14 protein-coding genes are annotated in these 20,176 nt (G+C 47.8%); 7 read left to right on the forward strand and 7 right to left on the reverse strand.

Going from position 1 to position 20,176, the window contains the following annotated elements:
* Positions 1-19: 19 nt before the first annotated feature.
* Positions 20-2,131, reverse strand: a complete 2,112-nt coding sequence (locus tag BQ9893_RS04060; protein WP_075964849.1) for a M3 family metallopeptidase — start codon at positions 2,129-2,131, stop codon at positions 20-22.
* A 372-nt stretch (positions 2,132-2,503) separates the two neighbouring features.
* Positions 2,504-4,624, reverse strand: a complete 2,121-nt coding sequence (locus tag BQ9893_RS04065; RefSeq protein ID WP_075964850.1) for a M3 family metallopeptidase — start codon at positions 4,622-4,624, stop codon at positions 2,504-2,506.
* A 195-nt stretch (positions 4,625-4,819) separates the two neighbouring features.
* Between BQ9893_RS04065 and BQ9893_RS04070 the strand changes: the two genes are divergently transcribed.
* Positions 4,820-5,761: an NAD(P)H-dependent flavin oxidoreductase gene (locus tag BQ9893_RS04070; RefSeq protein ID WP_075965399.1), complete on the forward strand. Its 942-nt coding sequence runs from the start codon at positions 4,820-4,822 to the stop codon at positions 5,759-5,761.
* On the opposite strand, the gene BQ9893_RS04075 is transcribed toward BQ9893_RS04070, so the two are convergent.
* The 3 genes from BQ9893_RS04075 to BQ9893_RS04085 all read right to left on the reverse strand — a co-directional run bounded on the left by BQ9893_RS04075 (position 5,728) and on the right by BQ9893_RS04085 (position 8,983).
* A complete protein-coding gene (locus BQ9893_RS04075) occupies positions 5,728-6,978 on the reverse strand; it encodes an efflux RND transporter periplasmic adaptor subunit (protein WP_075964851.1) in 1,251 nt (416 codons plus the stop codon). The two genes, BQ9893_RS04070 and BQ9893_RS04075, sit on opposite strands and share 34 nt — an antisense overlap.
* 43 nt (positions 6,979-7,021) lie before the next feature.
* Positions 7,022-8,359: a TolC family protein gene (locus BQ9893_RS04080; protein WP_075964852.1), complete on the reverse strand. Its 1,338-nt coding sequence runs from the start codon at positions 8,357-8,359 to the stop codon at positions 7,022-7,024.
* Between the two features lie 144 nt (positions 8,360-8,503).
* Positions 8,504-8,983: a transposase gene (locus BQ9893_RS04085; RefSeq protein WP_075964853.1), complete on the reverse strand. Its 480-nt coding sequence runs from the start codon at positions 8,981-8,983 to the stop codon at positions 8,504-8,506.
* A 126-nt stretch (positions 8,984-9,109) separates the two neighbouring features.
* Between BQ9893_RS04085 and BQ9893_RS04090 the strand changes: the two genes are divergently transcribed.
* The 6 genes from BQ9893_RS04090 to BQ9893_RS04115 all read left to right on the forward strand — a co-directional run bounded on the left by BQ9893_RS04090 (position 9,110) and on the right by BQ9893_RS04115 (position 17,881).
* Positions 9,110-10,468: a sigma-54-dependent transcriptional regulator gene (locus tag BQ9893_RS04090; protein ID WP_075964854.1), complete on the forward strand. Its 1,359-nt coding sequence runs from the start codon at positions 9,110-9,112 to the stop codon at positions 10,466-10,468.
* Entirely contained in the window at positions 10,468-11,787 is a 1,320-nt protein-coding gene (locus BQ9893_RS04095) for a sensor histidine kinase (protein ID WP_075964855.1), read from the forward strand. The genes BQ9893_RS04090 and BQ9893_RS04095 overlap by 1 nt, the downstream gene beginning before the upstream one ends.
* A gap of 117 nt (positions 11,788-11,904) precedes the next feature.
* The gene (locus BQ9893_RS04100; RefSeq protein WP_075964856.1) at positions 11,905-13,158 is read left to right on the forward strand and encodes an Nramp family divalent metal transporter; all 1,254 of its coding nucleotides are present in this window, start codon (positions 11,905-11,907) and stop codon (positions 13,156-13,158) included.
* Positions 13,159-13,666: 508 nt separating this feature from the next.
* The gene (locus tag BQ9893_RS04105) at positions 13,667-15,412 is read left to right on the forward strand and encodes a glutamine--tRNA ligase/YqeY domain fusion protein (protein ID WP_075964857.1); all 1,746 of its coding nucleotides are present in this window, start codon (positions 13,667-13,669) and stop codon (positions 15,410-15,412) included.
* Between the two features lie 109 nt (positions 15,413-15,521).
* Positions 15,522-16,970 carry a tetratricopeptide repeat protein gene (locus BQ9893_RS04110; protein WP_075964858.1) on the forward strand — a complete coding sequence of 483 codons (1,449 nt, stop codon included), beginning with the start codon at positions 15,522-15,524 and terminating at the stop codon, positions 16,968-16,970.
* A 2-nt stretch (positions 16,971-16,972) separates the two neighbouring features.
* Complete coding sequence (locus BQ9893_RS04115) at positions 16,973-17,881, forward strand: DUF368 domain-containing protein (RefSeq protein ID WP_075964859.1); 909 nt, start codon at positions 16,973-16,975, stop codon at positions 17,879-17,881.
* Here the strand turns inward: BQ9893_RS04115 and pgl are convergent.
* Both pgl and zwf read right to left on the reverse strand, forming a co-directional pair.
* On the reverse strand, positions 17,842-18,567 hold the full coding sequence (pgl, locus tag BQ9893_RS04120; RefSeq protein ID WP_075964860.1) for a 6-phosphogluconolactonase: 726 nt from the start codon (positions 18,565-18,567) through the stop codon (positions 17,842-17,844). The two genes, BQ9893_RS04115 and pgl, sit on opposite strands and share 40 nt — an antisense overlap.
* A 16-nt stretch (positions 18,568-18,583) precedes the next feature.
* Positions 18,584-20,053: a glucose-6-phosphate dehydrogenase gene (gene zwf, locus BQ9893_RS04125; RefSeq protein ID WP_075964861.1), complete on the reverse strand. Its 1,470-nt coding sequence runs from the start codon at positions 20,051-20,053 to the stop codon at positions 18,584-18,586.
* Between the last annotated feature and the right edge of the window lie 123 nt (positions 20,054-20,176).

Consider the following 20,176-nt stretch of genomic DNA (forward strand, 5'->3'; position numbering starts at 1 on the left):
CCGATATCCGGCCATGAAATTATTTAAGGCCTCTGTTCTTCAATAAAGGACCCGTGCCCGGTTCTTTGCCGCGGAAGTTCTTGTACATATCCATCGCATCGTCGATTCCGCCCGGTGTCAGGACATACGTACGGAATTTGGCGGCCATGTCAGGATTGAAGATATCGCCGGTTTCCTTAAACGCCTCATAAGCATCGGCATCCAGCACTTCCGCCCAGATATAGCTGTAGTAGCCGGCAGTATAACCGCCTCCCATCGTGTGGTTGAAATAGGTTGTCCGGTAGCGGGGAGGAATCTGTTTCAACAAGCCCCGGCCATCCAAGACCGTCTTTTCGAACATCATGACATCCATATCTTCCGGAACTTCTTTCAGGACATGAAAATCCATATCGAGCAAGGAAGCGGCCAGATATTCGGTCGTCGCGAAACCTTGTCCGTATTTGCCACTCTTGTCCAGTTTCTCGATCAGGCCCGCCGGAATGATTTCGCCCGTCTGGTAATGTTTGGCATATACTTTCAGCACTTCCGGCTCGAACACCCAATGTTCCATAATCTGGGACGGCAGCTCGACGAAATCGCGGGGAACGCCCGACACTCCGTAATAATGAACATCTTTGAAAAGATTATGCAGCCCATGACCGAATTCATGGAACAACGTGCTCGCTTCGTCGGCACTCAACAGAGCCGGTTGTCCTTCAGCCGGTTGGGAGAAGTTGCACACGATCGTGACAACCGGGGCCAACCGCTTGCCATCCTTATAGGTCTGCGAACGATAGGTCCCGCACCAAGCTCCTCCTCTTTTGCTTGCACGCGGGAAGAAGTCGAAATAGATGATTCCCAAATGCGTACCGTCTTTATCCTTGCATTCGAAGGCCTGCGCTTCGGGATGGGGCAACGGGATATTCCGGACCGGTGTAAAAGTGATGCCATACAATTTGCCCGCAACATAGAAAGCGCCGTCGCGAACGTTGTCCAATTTCAGGTAAGGCCGTACTTGGTTCTCGTCCAGGTCAAACTTCGCTTTCTTGGCCTTTTCGAAATAATAACGCCAGTCCCAACCTTCCGCTTCGAAATTGCCGCCCTCTTTCTTGATTTCGGCATTGATGTCGGCCAGTTCCTCTTTGGCTTTAGCAAGAGCAGGCGTCCAGACCTCATCCAGCAAAGCATACACTTTATCCGAAGACTTCGCCATGCGATCTTCCAAGACAAAAGAAGCATAATCGTCGTATCCCATCAGTTTAGCTTTTTCGAGGCGCAGGGAGACCAGGTCGCGGACCACCTTCTTGTTGTCGGCCTCGTTGCCGTTATTGCCCCGGTTGATATAACCGTTGAAGATTTTCTCACGCAAAGCGCGGTTATCCGCATATTGCAAGAACGGCATCACACTCGGATTATGCAACGTGAAAAGCCATTTTCCTTCCATTCCGGCAGCTTCAGCCGCTTTGGCTGCATTCGCAACCAAGCTCTCAGGCAGGCCGGACAGGTCTTCTTTCTTATCGATCACCAACCGGAAATCGTTCGTTTCCTTCAGCATGTTCTGGCCGAAAGTAAGCTGAAGCATGGAAATGCCGCTGTTCAGCTCGCGCAGCTTCTCCTGTTTGTCGGCAGGCAGATTGGCTCCGCCACGGACAAAATCCTTATAGGTTTCTTCCAGCAGTTTCTTCTGCTCCTTGTCCAGGTTGAATTTGGCCTGGTTGTCATAGACGGACTTCACACGGGCAAAGAGAGCCGGGTTCAGGCTGATATCGTCACTATGTTTGGAAAGCAGCGGAGAGAGCTCGCGGCTGAGCGCCTGCATTTCGTCATTCGTGTTGACACTGTTCTGCCCATAAAACACGGTACTCACTCTTTTCAGCAACTTCCCGCTCTGGTCGAGCGCGACGATCGTGTTCTCGAAATCAGGTACGGAACGCTGTTTCACGATCGCCTCGATCTCCTGCTTCTGTTCTTCCATGCCTTGCAAAAATGCAGGCTTGTAGTCGGCTAACGTAATCTTCTCGAACGGAGGAACGCCAAACGGAGTGGTGAACTCTGCCATAAAAGGGTTCTCTGTCGTTTTTTCGTTCTTGTCGGTCGAAACGCATGCACTCAACATAACGGCCAAACCGGCAGCAATAAATGTTCTCTTCATTCTTTTTCCTGGTTTTATGTATATAAATAAATCGTTATCTCCACATAATCGCCACAAAAATAGGCAATATATTGTATCTTTTCCCCCTTATTGTCATATTTATAAAAAAGCCATTGGTCTGAATCGAAACTACTACCGCATCTATTTTGATTTTATACCCCGTTTAATCCAAATTACCCATAAGGGTAATATTTTTTAACAAACATCCATTTCTTCATATTCTCTGAATATCAAAAACTTATGACTATTTATCCTTTAAAGGGGGGATATTGTAAAAAACGGCGGTATGCCAAACCGTCCTTATTCCCGCGTGGAGCACGGAAACAGAACAGTTCGGCCTACCGCCGTTTTTCCTCAGAAAGAGCCTTATTCCTATTTTAAGCCACGGTTCTGCAATAGCGGGTCGATACTCGGTTCCTTGCCACGGAAGTTTTTGTACATGACCATGCCTTCGTCAATGCCTCCCGGCGACAAAACGTATGTACGGAACTTGGCGGCCACTTCGGGATTGAAGATGTCACCCGTCTCTTTGAACGCCTCAAAAGCATCGCAATCCAGCACTTCCGCCCAAATGTAGCTGTAGTAGCCGGCCGTATAACCGCCTTCCATCGTATGCCCGAAATATGTGCCCCAATAACGAGGAGCGATCTGTTTCAACAAGCCTCGCCCGTACATGGCATCCGATTCGAACTTTTCGACATCCAAATCTGCCGGGACCTCTTTCAAAACATGATAGTCCATGTCCAACAAAGAAGAAGCCACATATTCGGTTGTTGCAAAGCCTTGTCCGTACTTGCCGCTCTTCACTATTTTATCGACGATCGCCTGCGGGATCACTTCGCCTGTTTCATGATGTTTGGCATAGACCTTCAAGACTTCCGGTTCGAACACCCAATGCTCCATCACCTGCGAAGGAAGCTCGACGAAATCGCGGGGAACGCCCGACACACCATTATAATGGACATCGGCAAAAAGCCCGTTCAAGGCATGTCCGAATTCGTGGAAAACGGTTTCAGCCTCGTCGGCGCTCAACAAGGCAGGCTGTCCGTCTGCCGGTTTGCTGAAGTTGAACACAGTCGTCACTATCGGAGCAACGCGCTTGCCGTCCTTATACGTCTGGTCGCGATAACCTCCGCACCAAGCACCGCCGCTCTTTCCCGGACGGGTAAAGAAGTCCATATAGAGCAGACCCAAGGATGTGCCGTCTTTGTCCTTACATTCGAAAACCTGGGCATCCGGATCGGGCAGCGGCATGTTATGCAACGGCGCAAAAGTGATGCCGTAGAGTTTGTTCGCCACATAGAAAGCACCTTCCCTGACATTGTTGAGCTCCAAATACGGGCGGACTTCGTTTTCGTCCAGGTCAAACTTCGCTTTCTTGGCTTTTTCGAAATAATAACGCCAGTCCCACGCTTCAGCTTCGAAGTTACCGCCTTCTTTCTTGATCTCGGCGTTGATATCCGCCAGCTCTTCCTTCGCTTTTACAAGAGCGGGAGTCCATATCTTGTTCAACAAATCGTAGACGTTCTTTTCGTTCTTCGCCATGTTTTCTTCCAACACGTATGCGGCAAAGTCTTCATAGCCTAACAATTTGGCTTTTTCCAAACGGGCGGCAACCAGCTTCTTGATCACGTCCTTGTTGTCGTTTGCATTGTTGTTATTGCCGCGGCAGACATAGGCATTATATATTTTCTCACGCAAGGCACGATTGTCGGCATATTGCAGGAAAGGCATCACACTGGGGTTATGCAACGTGAAAATCCACTTCCCGTCCATTCCGGCCTCTTTAGCCGTAGCAGCAGCGGCGGCAATCAGCGTTTCGGGCAGGCCGGACAGGTCTTCTTTCTTATCGACCACGAGCTGGAAAGCATTTGTCTCTTTCAACGTGTTCTGTCCGAAAGTCAGTTCCAGCATGGAAATCTGTTCGTTCAGTTTACGAAGTTCCGCCTGTTTGCCGGCCTCCAGGTTGGCACCGCCTCTGACAAACCCTTTGTAGGTTTCTTCGAGCAGTTTCTTCTGTTCCTTGTCCAGGTTCAGCTTTGCCTGATTCTCATATACGGATTTTACACGGGCAAAAAGCTGCGGATTCAAGCTGATATCGTCGCTATGTTTGGAGAGCAACGGCGAAAGTTCCTGTTCAAGAGCCTGGATCTCATCATTCGTGTTGACGCTCGCCTGACCGCCGAAAGCATAGGCGACCTTCATGAGCAGTTCGCCGCTACGGTCCAGCGCGGCAATCGTATTCTCAAAAGTGGCTTCATCGGGATTGTTTACGATCGCCTCAATTTCTGCCGTTTGTTCCTCCATGCCTTTCAGGAAAGCCGGCTTGTAATGTTCTACTTTGATTTGTTCAAAAGGAGGGACTCCGAACGGTGTCGTGTACTCGGTAAAGAACGGATTCATGGCGGAAGCATCAGCTCCATCGCTCTTCTTTGATGAGTTACATGCTCCTAAAACGACTGCCAGCCCGGCAGCCATAAGTGTTTTGTTCATGTCTGTAATTATTAATTTGTTCTGGTTGCAAAGGTATGTAATTAAACCAAAAATTGTTTATCGATTTGTGTATTAGATTGTAATAGCTTTTACTTAAAACATGTGATAAGTCATGAATAGAACGATAACCGATGAGGGAAAGCGGCATATTTTCATTAATATTGCAATCTGTATGAACCAAATAAAAAAATGAACATGAATAGAATTTGTCAACTTTTCGGTATCCAATATCCGATCATACAAGGCGGAATGGTCTGGTGCAGCGGTTGGCGGCTGGCCTCGGCGGTCAGCAACGCAGGCGGCCTGGGGCTGATCGGTGCAGGCTCCATGCACCCTGAGGTTTTACGCGAACATATCCGCAAATGCCAGGCGGCCACCGGCAAACCTTTCGGCGTGAACGTCCCATTGATGTATCCCGAACTCGAAACCTTGATGAACATACTGGTGGAAGAAGGCGTGAAGATTGTTTTCACTTCAGCCGGCAATCCCAAAACGTGGACGAGTTTTCTGAAAGGACACGGGATGAAAGTCGCGCACGTCGTCAGCAGTTCCAAGTTTGCCGTCAAATGCGAGCAGGCCGGCGTCGATGCCATCGTTGCCGAAGGTTTTGAAGCCGGCGGGCATAACGGACGTGAAGAGACCACGACTCTTTGCCTGATACCCGCCGTACGCCGCGCCACGTCTCTCCCATTGATGGCTGCCGGTGGTATCGGAACGGGCAGCGCCATGCTGGCGACTTTCGTCCTCGGAGCCGAAGGAGTCCAGATAGGCACGCGTTTCGCCCTGACAAAAGAAAGTTCCGCACACGAGAATTTCAAGCAACTGTGCCTCAGCCTGAACGAAGGCGACACGAAGCTTTTGCTGAAGAAACTCTCTCCCACCCGTCTGGTTAAAGGAGGTTTCGCCACAGCCGTCGAAGAGGCCGAAGCCCGTGGCGCGTCTGTCGAGGAAATGAAAGAACTGTTAGGAAAAGGACGCGCCAAGAAAGGCATTTTCGAAGGTGATCTCCAAGAAGGAGAACTGGAAATCGGACAAGTCGCATCCCTCTTCCGCGAAACGCAAACCGCAGCCGAAGTCATAAAAGAAATCATGGAAGACTTCCGCTATTCAAGTATCAACACCTCATTATCCTTGTAGCTTTCATAGCTGGAAACGATTACTTTTTCACCGGCTTCCAGGCCGTCGATGACTTCGTAGTATTGCGGGTTCTGACGGCCGATCTTGATTTTGCGGCGATATGCTTTCTTGCCGTCTTTGTCAAGAACGAAAATCCAGCTGCCGCCTGTACTCTGGAAGAAGGTTCCGCGCGGGATGATGATGCTTTCCGTCGGTTGTCCGAGTTCCAGATTGATATAATAGGTCTGTCCGCTGCGGATATTGTCCGGGCGTTCGCCGGTGAAGACGAAATCCGTACGGAACTTGCCGTCGCGCACTTCCGGATAGACTTTGCGTACGCTCAATTCAAAATCCGAGCCCTGGCGTTCGAACGTTGCGGACAACCCTTTTTTCACACGGTCGATATAATGTTCGTCTATCAGGGCCTCGATCTTATAGTCCGACAGGTCGTTTATCTGTCCGATCTTCTGTCCGGCCGAGACGTTCTGCCCCAACACGACATCCAGCAGCCCCAATTCACCGTCGATCTGCGAGCGTACATTCAAATGTTCCTTGCGTTCATGCACCAGAGCGATGTTTTTACGCATATTGGACAAGCTGGTTTCCATTTCGTCCATCTGGATCGTGCGGGAGATCGAATCCTGGCGCAAACGTTCGACTACCAGATCATATTTCTTAGTCGCCAATTCATAGTCTTCCTTTGCTTTCAGGAATTCTTCCTTGGCAATCAAACTTTCTTCGTACAATTTCTTCTGTTGTTTATAAGCACGGCGATAGCGCGTCATATCGACATCCAACTGCGCCTTTTCCAACTGATTGTTCAATTTGTCCTGCTCCATCGTCACCTGGGTGTTACGAAGGAAGTTTTGCTTTTCAGCCAACTGGGCTTCGGCATCCAATATCTGCAGGTCGAGGTTTGAATTGGAAAGCCGGATGATCACATCCCCTTTCTTCACCTGCGCCCCTTCTTCCACAACTTTCTCCTGTACGATACCGCCTTCTTCCGGGCTGAGCTGTACAACCGTAATGGGCTGTACCTGACCGTTCACACGGACGAAATCGTTAAACAACTCTTTCGTCACATTTCCGATATTGACACCACGGGCATCAACTTTCAATGTCGAAGCGTGGTCACCGAAAATAATCCATCCTACCAAAACCAAGAAAAAAGCGCCACCTGCCACGTAAGGAATATGCTTCTTCTGAAGACCTTTCTTTTTTTCTAACTGTATATCCATGATTATATGTTTTTTTATTTCTTAAACTTTCAATTTTCAACTATCAATTTTCAGCAACCAACGGTTGTCCTTTGTAATAATCAACCTGCCGGCATTTCATTGTGTACAGCAAACGCCTCTGTAAGAGATCGGCCTTGGAGTTCAACAAAGTCGTCGCATTCGTCTGCACGTCGAGCGGGCTCATCAGCCCTTCCTCGAATTTGCGAAGGGTGACCTGGTAGGCCAAGGCGTCGGCCTCTACTTTCTTCTCCATCTGGATCGTTTCTTTTGCATAGCCTTCCCGGTCGAGAATGGCTTGCTCTACATCTTTCTGCAACTGTCGAAGCGTTTCGGTTTGCTTTTCATAAGCGATCCGGACATTGTTACGGGCACGGCGCACATTGGTAATCCGCGACAGGCCGTCAAACAAAGGGAAACTAAAACTAAAATAGATATATTCTCCGCGATTATTCTTAAACTGGTTTTTAAAAGAGGCAGGAGCATTCTCCGATTTCAAGTTTTCGAAGTAACTGGTGCTGATGCCGGCTTGGAGCGAAAGAGTGGGTAGTAATTGGCCTTTCGTTATCAGGTAATTCATTTTACTGGTTTTCACTTGAAAAGCGGCCTGCAAGGCGGTCGGGTTGTTTGCCATAGCGTAATCCTGAATGGCACTGACCGATTCTTCGGCCAATATGTCCTGCACGGGAGGCACAACCGTATCGATATCGAGAGCCAAATCAGACGGGTAATTCATCGCGTTCTTCAAGGTCATCATCGCCGTATTATAAAGATTCTGCTGATGTGTCAGGTTATAATCGTCACCGGCCACCTGCGATTCGATCTGGGCGACATCCGCCTTTCCCTTCAAGCCCAATTCCTCCTGCCGGCGTGTCTTGTATAAAAGACGCTGGCTGTCTTCCAACTTCTCGGAACACATCTTCACCAGTCCCTGATAATAGACAACCGTAATAAACGCGTCCATAATACTGATTGCCAAATCATCTTTTTGCTTCTGCAAATCATTTCTTCCCATGTGGCGGTTCATATTTGCCAAACGCCACTGGTTGATCAACTGCCCGCCTCTGAAAAGCGGCAACGATGCGTACGCGCCATAACCGTTATTAAAGGTGGAAGTGTTCACATAGGTATTCGTTCCAGGGTCTACAGAACGCCCGAACCTGTACTGCGCGTCCACCTGCGTGCTGATAGAAGGCAAAAAGGAAGCTATGGCAGACTGTTGCTCGGCTTTATATGTGTTATTGGTATAAAGCTGCTGCTTGACCTTCGGACTGTTCTCCACCGCATACCGCATGCACTCGTCCAAACTCCATATTTTATCCTGGGCCATCATCGAGGCAACCAGGGTAAATGAAAGAACTGTTGTAAATATGATCTTTTTCATTGCTATGTTATTTTCTACCTGATAAAATGCAAAGAACGTGCCAAAACATGCAAGACACTATATCACAGCAAATTATCAAAACAAGCAATTTTATCGAGTGTCAAAAAATTAGACACTGCTGTAAAAGAATTGGACAATGAAAACTCATATTTCGTAGAACATATCCTCTTTCCATCTTCCCGGATTATGGCGGATATAACAAGCAATCCTGTCGTAATCATTAAAATTCCGGATTATATGTTCATAATAATTTCGTTGCCACAAATGACATCCATATTTATTATTGTTGTATCTGTTATATCGCTTTGTCGATAAAGATTTAAATGCGCAAACAATATCTCCCAACGTAGGGGCAGAGCAGAGCCCTGCCCCTACAAGTTCGATAATGGCATGAAAATGGTTAGGCATAATTGTGTATTCATGTAAAACTACAGGGAAACGTTGTTCTATGCTTAGCCATTCTTGTCGAACAATTTCTCCTGTATCATTTATTTCCATGATATCTTCCTTTATATTCCCCAATAATTGCCGTCTGTCTTGTACACATATCGTCAAGAAATACAAACCATTACTACTATAATCACAACCTTTTATGCGAATAGAGTGCCTATCGTATTTTTCCATAGCCTATACGTTTTAATTAATGAATAACAAAGATACGATTATCATCAGAACAACAAAATTTCTTTTAAATTATCAGTTACTCCAACAGAACAAATTATCTTTGCAGCAGACATATAAGAAAAACAGATGACAAAACAAGGCACCATACTGGTAGTAGACGATAACAAAGGAATCCTTACCGCTGTACAGATGCTGTTAGGCACTTGTTTCGAGAAGGTGATCACGATCTCTACTCCCAATAAAATAAAGGCCACACTACATGACGAAAATATAGATGTGGTTCTGCTGGATATGAATTTCAGTGCCGGTATCAACACCGGCAACGAAGGTTTGTTCTGGCTTTCGGAAATAAAAAAGGAAGATGCCTCGATACAGGTCGTCCTTTTTACTGCCTACGCGGATATCGACCTTGCCGTACGGGGAATCAAGGAGGGGGCAACGGATTTCGTGGTCAAACCTTGGGATAACGCCAAGCTGCTGGAGACTCTGAAAACGGCCTATAATATCCGGACGGCAAACCGCAAAGGCATTGCGATCGACACGGGCAAACTCGTCGTTTCCAAAGAAAGCGGGATGTTCTGGGGAGAAAGCAACGCCATGCAACAACTTCGCTCCCTGATCGAGAAAGTCGCCCGGACGGATGCCAACATATTGGTCACCGGTGAAAACGGGACCGGCAAGGAGATGCTCGCCCGCGAAATCCACATGCTATCCAACCGGAAAAAGGAAGCTTTGGTCCCGGTCGATATGGGAGCCATCACGGAAACACTTTTCGAAAGCGAACTGTTCGGGCATGTCAAAGGCGCTTTCACCGACGCACGGGCAGACCGTCCGGGAAAATTTGAGGTCGCCAACAATGGCACGCTGTTCCTCGACGAGATAGGAAACCTCTCCTACCACCTGCAAGCCAAGCTGTTGACCGCCCTGCAACGTCGCAGCATTGTCCGTGTGGGGAGCAGCAATACGCCTATCCCGGTCAACATCCGCCTGATCTGTGCAACCAACCGCGACCTGGAAGAGATGGTGCAAAAAGGGGAATTCCGCGAGGACCTGCTCTATCGCATCAATACGATCCATGTGGAGATACCGCCCCTTAGGGAACGGCCGGAAGACATTGTTCCCCTTACCGAAATATTCCTTTCCAAATATGCCAAGCTCTATGGGAAACCGGCCATGCGCCTCAGCCCGGATGCCAAAGAAAAACTGAAAGCACAACCTTGGTTCGGAAATATCCGGGAGCTCGAACACACGATCGAAAAGGCTGTCATCATCGCCGAAGGAAGTGTGTTGGACGGCAACGATTTTGATTTTCCACGCGCAAAAAAGGAGTCCGTGAACAAAGAAGCGACTACACTGGAAGAGATGGAATATAACATGATTAAAAATGCGATGGATAAGTACAACGGCAATTTGTCGCTCGTTGCAAACCAGTTGGGGATTTCCCGCCAGACTTTGTACAATAAGATCAAACGATACGAATTATAATGCTGATGAAAGGACTCTACCATAATTTTCATTTCCGTATTGCTGTTTTCATTCTTCTGACAATAGCCGATACTTATTTTGCACTCCAAAAGGAATGGATATGGTTTGTCCCGGCCTTGGCCGTGTGGGTTTTCTTCCTTCGGTTGATCTTGTTGTCCGACAAACAAAACGCCCAGAAGGTGGCTTTCATGTTCGATGCGATAGACAACAGCGACTATGCTTTCCGGTACGCGACACGCGGACGCTCGTCGAACGACAAACTGGTCAGCGAATCACTTAACCGCATCACGCAGATACTCTTCCAGGCCAAAGCGGATGCCGTTCAAAAAGAGAAATATTACGAGCTGATCATGAATTGCGTCAATACAGGTATCATTGTGCTCGATGACAACGGCGTGATTTTCCAGACAAACAACGAGGCTTTGAGGTTGCTCGGGCTGACCGTCTTTACCAACGTCCGCCAACTGGCCCGTATAGACGAGAACCTGAAAAACACCATACAAAACATCCAACCGGGCGACAAGCACCAGATATCTTTCACCAACGAACGCGGCAACGTGCACCTTTCGATCCGCGTTTCGGAAATGACACTGCAGGACAAGCATGTACGCATCCTGGCGATCAACGATATCAACAGCGAGCTGGACGACAAGGAAATCGATTCGTGGATTCGCCTGACACGTGTGCTGACCCATGAAATCATGAATTCGGTCACTCCTATCACTTCTCTCAGCGACACCCTTCTCTCTTTGCACCAAAATGCGGACGACGAGATTCGCAACGGGCTGGAAGTGATCAGCGCAACAGGGAAAAGCCTGATCTCTTTCGTGGAGTCATACCGTAAATTCACACATATCCCGACGCCCGAACCGACCCTCTTTTATGTCCAAAAATTTGTGGAACGCATGGTGAAGCTGGCTCGCCACCATACTAACTACCCCAATATCACAATCAATGTCAACGTAGAGCCTTCCGACCTGATCGTTTATGCGGACGAGAACCTGATCTCTCAGGTTGTCCTGAATCTGCTGAAAAACGCCATGCAAGCAATCGGCAGCGAACAGGCTGACGGCCTGATCGAAGTAAAAGCCTATTGCAACGAAGAAGAAGCTGTCCTGATCGAAGTCAGCAACAACGGACCCGCAATTCCGCCGGAAGAAGCCGAACATATTTTCGTCCCGTTCTTCACCACCAAAGAAGGCGGCAGCGGCATCGGACTTTCCATCTCCCGCCAGATCATGCGCCTTTCGGGAGGCAGCATCGCCTTGAAGAGCGCACCGGCAGCCAAACGGACGACATTCATACTGACATTCCCCTGATGAACCGGCAGTTATTGAAACAAAACATATCTGTCGATAAAAATTATCAATTGCCAAGAACATTTCCTCCACCAAATATTTTATATCTTTGGACGGAAAATGACATAAACCATTAGTATGAACATTTTAGACAAACTAAAAATCAACCACCGTCCGAGTGCCGGCGCTCTGGACTTGCTGAAATATATCGGGCCGGGATTACTTGTGACTGTAGGCTTTATCGATCCGGGAAACTGGGCGACCAATCTGGCAGCCGGTTCCGAATTCGGTTATGCCCTGCTCTGGGTTGTCACTTTTTCCTCTATCATGCTGATTATCATCCAGCACAATGTCGCTCACTTAGGGATCGTCACGGGGCTTTGCCTCTCGGAAGCGACCAACAAATATATGCCGCGCATGCTGAGCCGCCCCATCCTGCTCTCTGCCATGATGGCCAGCATTTCGACCTCGCTTGCCGAAGTGCTGGGAGGCGCCATCGCCCTTAGGATGCTGTTCGGGATGCCGATCAAAATAGGGGCTGTCATTGTGACGATCGTCTGCCTCGTAATGTTGCTCACGAATACATACAGCAAGATAGAGCGTTGGATCATCACGTTCGTTTCGATCATCGGACTGTCGTTTTTGTATGAACTGGCACTGGTTGACGCACAATGGGGAGCTGCCATCGAAGGATGGATCAAACCGACTTTCCCTGAAAACTCCATGCTGATCATCATGAGCGTACTGGGAGCCGTCGTCATGCCCCACAACCTGTTTCTCCATTCGGAAGTCATACAGAGCCGCGAATGGAACCTCGAAGACGAGTCGGTGATCAAAAAACAACTGAAATATGAATTCTACGATACGCTGTTATCCATGATTATCGGTTGGGCGATCAACTCGGCCATGATCATACTGGCTGCAGCAACCTTTTTCAAGCAGAATATTGCGGTTGACGAACTGGACCAGGCACAACAGTTGTTAGCCCCGTTGGTCGGAAACAATGCCGGAGCCATATTTGCCGGTGCGCTTCTACTGGCAGGCATTTCCTCTACAATCACCTCCGGAATAGCCGGAGCATCCATCTTTGCCGGGTTTTACGGTGAAGCATACAATCACAAAGACCTGCATTCCAAATTAGGAGTTTTGCTGTCTTTTATCCCTGCTTTACTCATTATTTTTGTCGTTGGAGACCCGTTCAAAGGCCTAATTTACTCGCAAATGTTGCTGAGCGTGCAGTTGCCGATCACCGTTTTCACACAAGTTTATCTGACATCCAACAAGAAAGTAATGGGCAAATTTGTGAATTCACGATCCACAACGATCATTTTAGTCACTTTAGGGGCACTTGTGACCTTCTTAAACGTTGCGCTTCTGATAAGCCTAATTTAATACAATAACCCCAACCCAAAAGACACCAGATGCAGGAGTACTGCTTCACCTCCTGCATTGATGTTTTATCTTGCTCGCATCCGATATTCACACTTCTGCATACGACATGAATTTCAAGCAAACACGACCTAAAAACCATGCAAGTGCATCGAAAAACCCATGCAAGTGCAATTCCAACTCCATGCAAGTGTATTCAGACAGTCATACAGGCAAAACCAAGCTCCTTTAAATCATCAAAATGACAATAAGTCAAAAAATTAAATCTGATTTAATCCCGTTTTTTTCCGATTTAATCCCTTTTTTTCCGGAAAAAAGTACACAAAGAAAAGAAAAGGAAAAAAAAGAAAAGCAAAGGAAATCTCTCTCACTCCGTTCAAAAAGAGAAATACGTGTGGGAACTCTTTCCTCCTGAAAAAAACAGAACAAAAGAAAAGACTGAAAACAGTTGCATTCCGGCCTTTATTTCACTATCTTTGCAAACTGCGAATAGACAAATTTAACTACAAAGATGAGCGATATCAAAACAAACGAACCGGAAGAAAGCAAAAAGAGCTTGAACTTCATTGAAGCAATGGTGGAAAAAGATTTGGCTGAAGGCAAGAACAAAGGCCGTATACAGACCCGTTTCCCGCCCGAACCCAATGGATACCTGCATATCGGACATGCAAAAGCCATCTGCTTGGATTTCGGCATTGCCAAAAAATACGGAGGTGTCTGCAACCTGCGCTTCGATGACACCAATCCGGTGAAAGAAGATCTGGAATATGTGGACGCCATCAAAGAAGACATCGAATGGCTGGGTTACCACTGGGATAATATTTACTACGCATCCGACTACTTCCAGCAACTTTGGGATTTCGCCATCCGGTTGATCAAGGAAGGAAAAGCATATATCGACGAACAGACTTCCGAACAGATCGCTTCCCAGAAAGGGACGCCGACACAACCGGGCACAAACAGCCCCTATCGTGACCGCCCGATCGAAGAAAACCTGGAACTGTTCCACAAAATGAACAGCGGCGAACTGGAAGAAGGATCGATGGTGTTGCGTGCCAAGATCGACATGGCAAACCCGAACATGCACTTCCGCGACCCGATCATCTACCGAATCGTCAAGACTCCGCACCATCGTACCGGCGACAAGTGGAAAGCATACCCGATGTACGATTTTGCACACGGACAGAGCGATTTCTTCGAAGGTGTCACCCACTCGTTGTGCACGCTGGAGTTTGTTGTGCACCGTCCGTTGTACGACCTGTTCATCGACTGGTTGAAAGAAGGCAAGGACCTCGACGATAACCGTCCGCGTCAGACAGAGTTCAACAAGCTGAACCTGAGCTACACGCTGATGAGCAAACGCAACCTGCTGATCCTCGTAAAAGAAGGCCTGGTACACGACTGGGACGATCCCCGTATGCCGACAATCTGCGGTTTCCGCCGTCGCGGTTATTCACCGGAAGCGATCCACAAATTCATCGACAAAATCGGCTATACCACTTATGATGCGCTGAACGAATTTGCGTTGTTGGAAAGTGCAGTCCGCGAAGACCTCAACACCCGCGCAACCCGTGTATCGGCAGTGCTGAACCCGGTTAAACTCATCATCACCAACTATCCGGAAGGACAGGTGGAAGAGATGGAAGCGATCAACAATCCCGAAGATCCGTCGGCAGGCAGCCATACGATCGAATTCAGCCGCGAACTATGGATCGAACGGGAAGACTTTATGGAAGATGCTCCGAAAAAGTTCTTCCGTATGACTCCCGGACAGGAAGTTCGCCTGAAAAACGCCTATATCGTAAAATGCACAGGCTGCAAGAAAGACGAGAACGGCGAGATCACGGAAATCTACTGCGAATACGACCCGAACACCAAGAGCGGTATGCCGGACAGTAACCGGAAAGTCAAAGGTACGCTCCACTGGTTGAGCTGTGCACACTGCCTGCCGGCAGAAGTCCGTCTGTACGACCGCCTGTGGAAAGTAGAGAACCCACGCGACGAAATGGCGGCTATCCGTGAAGCGAAAAACTGCTCGCCTTTGGAAGCGATGAAAGAGATCATCAATCCGGACTCCCTGAAAGTGCTGACAAATTGCTATGTCGAAAAGTTCCTAGCAAGCGCCAAACCGCTCGACTACCTGCAGTTCCAACGTATCGGCTATTTCAATGTTGATAAAGATTCAACAGCCGACAAATTAGTCTTCAACCGCACAGTATCCCTGAAAGATACCTGGAGCAAGGTGAAAGATAAATAATGAGCCAAAGGATAATGTGCCAATATGCCAATGAAGAAAAACATTTATATTGGCCCATTGACACATTATTTCATTAGTACATTGGCTCATTGATTAATTATTATACAGTATGAAGAAAAAAGATATTTCACGCCTGTTACAACGTTATCTGTCCGGCCATCAAGAAGGCAAGGATGCCTATTTTGATGCAGATGAGATTGATGAGCTGTTGGACAGCTTTGAAGAATCTGACGACTATACTTACTATGATGAAGTCCTGGCTTTAGGGCTGCGGCTTCATCCCGGTAATCCCGATTTACAGGTCAAACAATGCAAGTCGTATGTCTACAACGAAGACTATGACAGTGCACTCGTTCTGATCGAATCAATAGCCGAAACCGACAATCAGGATCTCGACATGTTACGTCTCGAATGTTACGTCATGCAGGATTCGTACGACAAAGTAATCGAACATATAGAAAAGCTTATCGCCGACAAATGCGAATATCTGGAAACGATATTCGAATATATCGCACCGATCCTGGGAGATGTGGAAATGACTAAAGAGGCACACGATTTCATCAACCGCGGCCTTATGCTTTTCCCTGACAACCTGATCTTGAAAGACGAGCTTTGCTACAACCTGGAAATGGAAGGCGATATTAAAAAGGCGATCGAGGTCTGTAACGAACTGATCGACAAGAACCCCTACTCCAACGACTACTGGTTCACATTGGGCCGCCTCTACTCCATCAGCGAAGACTATGAGAAAGCGATCGAAGCATTCGATTTTGCTCTCACATGCGACGACTCGAACGAAGAGTTGAAGATACTGAAGGGGCATTGCCTGTACATGAACGGAAATTACGAGAAGGCGCTCGAAGTGTATAATGATGTCAAGAAGGCCGATGAGACCTATACACCACGTCTTATGCCCCTGCTTGCCGAATGTTATGTCAAGCTGGAGGACTATGAAAAAGCTTATGTTTTGCTGAAAGAGCTACTAAAGCAGAAAAACCTGCATGAAGTGAGTTCAGGTTCTTATATCAGCTATATCCTATGCTGCGTCGAAACAGGACATAAGGAAGAAGCTTCCGATACCTTGATGAAAGCGGCCAAGCTATTTCCTTACAATATCCGTATCCTATCCATGCTGGTCCTGGCCCATATGGAAAACGGTGACGAGCATAAGGCACAGGAAGCGACCGACCTCCTTTTCATGGCTTTCGAAGAAATGGAAAATAAGCAGCTGGATGATTTTAAAAACTTATACCGTACCGGGCAGTATTTTTTTATGAAAGGAAATATCGACGAGGCTTTGCAATATTTCAATAAAGTCTTGAATGCTGTTCCTGGCATGCCTTATATACACCTTCACATAGCAATGGCGTATCTGGCAAAGGGAGATATAGAACATTTCTGCGAACACTACAAGAAGACTTCTCCCGAAGAATTGTTCGACTATCTGAAAAAAGTCGGATTCGATTTAGATGGGATAATCGATCATTTCGGCTTCAAGCATATTCCTCCGGAAGACTTGGTAAAAGAATTCCTAAAGAATAAGGATAACAATAATTAAGTATGAAAAGAAATCTAAAAGACTACGGCCTATTAGTTCTAAAAGGCATGGGCATGGGTGCGGCAGATGTCGTGCCCGGCGTATCAGGCGGTACCATCGCCTTCATTGTTGGAATCTATGAAGAGTTGATCGATTCGATCAAAAGTATTAACGGAGCCAGCCTCAAACTGCTCTTCACCGGAAAAATCGCGGCATTCTGGAAAGCGATCAATGCCAACTTCCTGCTGTCCATCGTGGCAGGGATCGGGATCAGTATCTTTTCGTTGGCCAAACTCATCACCTGGCTGCTGACAGACCACCCGATCCTGGTCTGGTCCTTCTTCTTCGGATTGGTACTGGCTTCTACCTGGTTCGTTTCCAAAGATATCAAGAAGTGGGATTGGAAAACGATCCTGAGTTACATCATCGGGATTATCATAGCTTTTTACATAACGGTTGCAACACCGGCCGAGACACCTTCCAATCTGTTCTTTATCTTCCTTTGCGGGGCAATAGCTATCTGCGCCATGATCTTGCCGGGTATATCGGGCAGTTTCATTTTAGTGCTGTTAGGCAAGTATTTCTATATCATGGAGGCGGTAAAAACATTCAATGTCCCCGTGATGCTGATGTTTATTTGCGGTGCAGCAATCGGTATCACCAGTTTCTCCCGTATCCTTTCGTTTGCCCTTCGCCGGTTTCACGACATTACGATCTCCGTATTGGCCGGCTTTATGCTGGGATCGCTGAACAAGGTCTGGCCTTGGAAAGAAACGATCGAAACCTATACGGACAGTCATGGAGTCGTAAAACCGTTAGTCGAAGCCAACATCATGCCGAATCAACTTGTTTGGGAGGCTATCGGTCTGATGATCTTAGGTTATGCCATTGTCTACCTCCTGGAAAAGCTCTCGTCGAAAACAGTCGAATAGACAAACGCCTCTACCGCATGGGAAAGAATATAGGCGGCTGGTGTAGGATTGGTTGCCGAATAGCCATTTTTCAGTTCTTCGAGCATCTCTTTCTTTCCCGGTCCCAAGACCGGGACCAGCAATGGCGAATCATTCAGGATCAGCGGGCCAGTCATCGTAATGCGATACTGATGAGATCCGGAATGTTGGGAAACAGCATAATTACGGCTATCTGTCAATAACGGCAAAGTATCCGGAAAGATGGATGCGGTATGCGCATCGCCTCCGATCCCCAGTATGATGCAATCGAAACAAGGCAATTGCCCGTGCCGAGGCAGATACTCCTTCACGACACGCGAATAGCGCATCGCTTCCGTCCCCGGCTCCACTTCGCCATGAATGCGGTGCACATGGTCGGCCGGAATATGCAGCGGCTTGAACAAAAGCTCGTTTGCATATCTATAATTACTATCCGGGGCGGTTGGCGGAACGCATCGTTCATCCACCCAAAAGAAACGGACCGCATCCCAGTCGATCTTGTCTCTATATTCATCTCTCCAAAGAACAAACATTTTTTGTGCCGTCTCTCCTCCCGACAAGGCGAGGTTGAAAGGCCGACTGTCATCCTTCCGGTCCATATAGCGGACAAGTTCACCGGTCATTGCCTGGAGGGCATCTTTATCGTCTTTAAAATTTTCTATTATCATAATCATCTATTTTATATCATTGACAACTTTGGCAAGAGCACTCCTTCGGTATCATCCCCAACTTGGCCTTTTCGAGCGGGCCGTCCTCACCGGGAGTATAGAAAAACAGATTTTTTGCGCCCTCTTCTTTCCAATGATGAAGGATCGGGTCGATCAATCGCCAACTTGCCTCCAAAGCATCACTACGAGCATACAAAGTCGAATCGCCCAACATGGCATCGAGCAACAGACGCTCATAGGCATCGGGCAGATAGTTCTTCGAAAGCGAATCATAGCGGAAATCCATACCGACCTGCTTCACCGTGAAACCGGCTCCCGGCATCTTCAGACCGAACTTCAGCGTGATGCTCTCATTCGGCTGGATACGGATAATCAGTTTGTTACAGGAGCCACCCGAACACTGTCCGGCGAATAACTGATGAGGAGTGGACTTGAAGTTCACCACAATCTCCGAACTCTTTTCCGACAACTTCTTTCCGGTAAAAATATAGAACGGGACATCGCTCCAGCGCCAGTTATCGATAAACATTTTCATGGCGACGTAAGTCTCCGTGGTGGAGTCCGGCGCCACATTCTTCTCTTCCCGATAGCCCTCGTACTGGCCACGCACAATCAGGTTGTCCATATCATGCGTCTTATACGGACGCAAAGCGCGGAACACTTTCACAATCTCATCGCGGATCGGTTCCGGTTCGAACACCGAAGGCGACTCCATCGCCGTAAAGGCCATCAGTTGTATCAGGTGGTTCTGGATCATATCTCGCAAGGCTCCCGCCCCATCATAATATTTGCCACGATTCTCCACACCAAGCGTTTCCGAGGCGCTGATCTCGATCGAATCGATATAATTACGGTTCCACAACGGTTCGAATATACCGTTGGAGAAACGGAGTACCAAGATGTTCTGCACCGTCTCCTTTCCTAAATAATGGTCGATACGGTAAATTTCCTTTTCATCGAAGATATGGATAAGATGCTTGTTCAGCCGTTCGGCCGATTCAAGGCTCGTTCCGAAAGGCTTCTCCACGATCACGCGACGCCAGCCATCCTTGCTTCCGGCAACATTCATCCCGTTTTCTTTCAGGCAAGCCGGAATCAGTTCATACATCGCCGGCGGTGTAGCAAGGTAATAAATGATCCTGTCCGGTAACTGCAGCTCTTGTTGTAACAGACGGATACGATCTTTCAGTCTGCGGTATTCGGCAGAACGGGTCGAATCGAAAGCAAGGTAAAAGACACGGCGAAGGAAACTGTCCAGTTCGGCTTCGTCCACCTCTCTGTTCTTCAGGGATTCCCGGATATGCACCTTTTCGAAAGCGCGATATTCATCATCGGAATATTCCGTACGGGCCGCCCCCAAGATGGAGAAGCGCTCCGGCAATAATCCCCGAACGTGCAGCTCATAGAGCGAAGGCAGAAGTTTCCGCCCCGTCAGGTCGCCGGAAGCTCCGAATATGACTAACAATTGATTGTTTGCTGTTTTCATTTGCTTTTAAAATTTAATGATGCCGAAGCCCGTTGGGACACGGTTCTACTCCGCCCGATGAAAATCACCCTATCGGACAACGATAGGCAGAGCAGAGCCCTGCCCCTACAAGAGACGATGTCG

The sequence above is a fragment of the Parabacteroides massiliensis genome, from assembly GCF_900155425.1.
Lineage (GTDB): Bacteria > Bacteroidota > Bacteroidia > Bacteroidales > Tannerellaceae > Parabacteroides > Parabacteroides massiliensis.

Coding starts and splice junctions, on each gene's coding strand:
- BQ9893_RS04075 (WP_075964851.1), bottom strand. CDS start 6,978: ATGGATATACAGTTAGAAAAAAAGAAAGGTCTTCAGAAGAAGCATATT.
- BQ9893_RS04080 (WP_075964852.1), bottom strand. CDS start 8,359: ATGAAAAAGATCATATTTACAACAGTTCTTTCATTTACCCTGGTTGCC.
- BQ9893_RS04090 (WP_075964854.1), top strand. CDS start 9,110: ATGACAAAACAAGGCACCATACTGGTAGTAGACGATAACAAAGGAATC.
- BQ9893_RS04115 (WP_075964859.1), top strand. CDS start 16,973: ATGAAAAGAAATCTAAAAGACTACGGCCTATTAGTTCTAAAAGGCATG.
- BQ9893_RS04065 (WP_075964850.1), bottom strand. CDS start 4,624: ATGAACAAAACACTTATGGCTGCCGGGCTGGCAGTCGTTTTAGGAGCA.
- BQ9893_RS04095 (WP_075964855.1), top strand. CDS start 10,468: ATGCTGATGAAAGGACTCTACCATAATTTTCATTTCCGTATTGCTGTT.
- BQ9893_RS04070 (WP_075965399.1), top strand. CDS start 4,820: ATGAATAGAATTTGTCAACTTTTCGGTATCCAATATCCGATCATACAA.
- BQ9893_RS04060 (WP_075964849.1), bottom strand. CDS start 2,131: ATGAAGAGAACATTTATTGCTGCCGGTTTGGCCGTTATGTTGAGTGCA.
- pgl (WP_075964860.1), bottom strand. CDS start 18,567: ATGATAATAGAAAATTTTAAAGACGATAAAGATGCCCTCCAGGCAATG.
- BQ9893_RS04085 (WP_075964853.1), bottom strand. CDS start 8,983: ATGGAAAAATACGATAGGCACTCTATTCGCATAAAAGGTTGTGATTAT.
- BQ9893_RS04110 (WP_075964858.1), top strand. CDS start 15,522: ATGAAGAAAAAAGATATTTCACGCCTGTTACAACGTTATCTGTCCGGC.
- BQ9893_RS04100 (WP_075964856.1), top strand. CDS start 11,905: ATGAACATTTTAGACAAACTAAAAATCAACCACCGTCCGAGTGCCGGC.
- zwf (WP_075964861.1), bottom strand. CDS start 20,053: ATGAAAACAGCAAACAATCAATTGTTAGTCATATTCGGAGCTTCCGGC.
- BQ9893_RS04105 (WP_075964857.1), top strand. CDS start 13,667: ATGAGCGATATCAAAACAAACGAACCGGAAGAAAGCAAAAAGAGCTTG.